The 1,965-nt window shown below is 66.7% G+C and carries 3 protein-coding genes and 1 CRISPR repeat array; of the genes, 2 read left to right on the forward strand and 1 reads right to left on the reverse strand.

Going from position 1 to position 1,965, the window contains the following annotated elements:
- The first annotated feature begins 250 nt into the window (after nucleotides 1-250).
- Nucleotides 251-382 carry a hypothetical protein gene (locus ABZ805_RS29245; RefSeq protein WP_358447150.1) on the forward strand — a complete coding sequence of 44 codons (132 nt, stop codon included), beginning with the start codon at nucleotides 251-253 and terminating at the stop codon, nucleotides 380-382.
- 53 nt (nucleotides 383-435) lie between these two features.
- Here the strand turns inward: ABZ805_RS29245 and ABZ805_RS29250 are convergent, their stop codons facing one another.
- On the reverse strand, nucleotides 436-636 hold the full coding sequence (locus ABZ805_RS29250; protein ID WP_358447152.1) for a hypothetical protein: 201 nt from the start codon (nucleotides 634-636) through the stop codon (nucleotides 436-438).
- Nucleotides 637-903: 267 nt separating this feature from the next.
- Nucleotides 904-1,237: direct repeats of the CRISPR family, unit length 29 nt; unit sequence GTCGGCCCCGCGCACGCGGGGATGGTTCC.
- A gap of 228 nt (nucleotides 1,238-1,465) precedes the next feature.
- Between ABZ805_RS29250 and ABZ805_RS29255 the strand changes: the two genes are divergently transcribed.
- Entirely contained in the window at nucleotides 1,466-1,723 is a 258-nt protein-coding gene (locus tag ABZ805_RS29255; protein WP_358447155.1) for a hypothetical protein, read from the forward strand.
- Nucleotides 1,724-1,965 lie beyond the last annotated feature (242 nt).

The following is a 1,965-nucleotide window of genomic DNA, read 5'->3' on the forward strand; positions in this document are numbered from 1 at the left end:
ACGCCGCACCGACATCCACCACGGCTTCCTCGCCCTCGCCTGCGGACTCATCACCTGGCGCCGACTCCTATCCCGAATACGTTAGGAGCACTAAGTGACGGGCTGGCGGCACACACTCCGAAGAGCTGTGCCGCCAGCGCAGGCATCGCCGCAACGTCGGACCCGCGCATGCGAGGGTGATTCGCCCTCGGTGGCCGGGTCCAAGCCGTTCTCGCGGTCGGCCCCGCGCACATGCAAGGTGGTCCCGCCGATGGCGCGGCGGAAAGGCTCACCGAGCTGCCGGACGTTCGAGGGCGTGATCGAGGTGGCGTGCTTCGTGCTCGTCGGCGCGCTGGTGCTGCCGGGGCTGGCCGCGATGGCGGCGATGGCGGCGATGAGCTGACCCCAGATGCACGAACGCCTCGATCTGCATGGTCAGGGCGTTTCGCTGTGCGGTCACCCCCAGTGCCACTGCCCGTAGTGCGTCCAGCGCTTCTCTGCTCTTGCGAGCTCGGCCTTCGAGAGGCCTGGATCAACGGATATCTTGTCCCCGTCCCCGACCAAGCCGAACACGTCGAGCCAGATCCGGTTCAGCAGGTCGTAGTAGGCGTCGCCGTCCGGTCCATCCTCGATATCGATGACAATCTTTCGGTCCATGCTGCGGATCATAGGGTGCGCTACTAGCTCCGTACTGTTTTTCCGAGGACATTGGGAGGCTCCGTCAGTGCCTTCGCGATTGGGGTCGCTCAGCGGGAGGCTTCCTGGCCACCCAGTCAGGTGTCCTTCGCTACGGCCCCACACCAGATCACGACACCGACCTGTGAACCGAGACCCCATGAACCCGCCGAACAAGCTCCGCCCCGAGCCACGACCCGGGTGAATGAAAACCGCACCTAACCGAGATAAACCACCAGGTCAAGAAGTGTCGGCCCCGCGCACGCGGGGATGGTTCCCCGGTCCCGGCCGCGCCTCCGGCACCGACTGCGTCGGCCCCGCGCACGCGGGGATGGTTCCTCGTACAGTGCACCGGATTCTCGCGCCTGCGCGTCGGCCCCGCGCACGCGGGGATGGTTCCTCGTCGGCGTGCTCGCCGAACCGGGACTGGGCGTCGGCCCCGCGCACGCGGGGATGGTTCCCCGGTCGGCGTGAACACCACGCCGGGCAGCTGGTCGGCCCCGCGCACGCGGGGATGGTTCCGGTTTGGGGATCATGTTGAGGATGCTGGTGACGTCGGCCCCGCGCACGCGGGGATGGTTCTCGACCGTGGACATGTAGTGGGCGACGACCTGGGTCGGCCCGCGTATGCGCGCTCAACCGCGTCGAGCAGGACCAGCCGAGCATCGCCGCACGACCGCACAGCCGAAAACCGAGCCGGTCAAGAGACACGAGACGCGGCAACGTTCCGGACTCAGGAAGACTCGTCCAACCGGGCACATCCACCCGCACAAGCTCCACACACCACTGCCCCGCCCCGCACCATCACCACATGGACGCGATCACACTCGCCACCCTCGTACGCGCCACGACCGACCCCGAACTCGCCGACGCCATCCTCGACTGCACCCACCTCGACGAACTCATCGAAGCCTGCACACGCATCGGCGACGACCCCGACGACATCACCCACGCCCTCACCGAAACCACCGACGCCCTACTCGACAACGACCACGACTTCATCCTCAACCACGACACCCCCGCCGCAGCCTTCGCACGCCGCCTACGCGCCCACCCCACCGCCTGGTGAATCGAACACTCGACAACCAGATCTGCCTTCCCACAACCGGTTTTGACCGCGGCACCGGGAGGAAAACGGGAGGACCCGACACAACCGAACCGACCACAAGCACACCGAACAACGCCCAACGACACCGCTACACCAGCAGATTCTCCATTTCCGCAGGTCACGCCAATTCACGGGCGCCCCTGGGGGTCAAGGGGTCGTGGGTTCGAATCCCGCCGTCCCGACGGTCTAGAGGGTCTTCGCAG

Origin of the sequence: Saccharopolyspora sp. NPDC047091 (assembly GCF_040643635.1) — a bacterium.
Classification (GTDB): Bacteria; Actinomycetota; Actinomycetes; order Mycobacteriales; family Pseudonocardiaceae; genus Saccharopolyspora_C.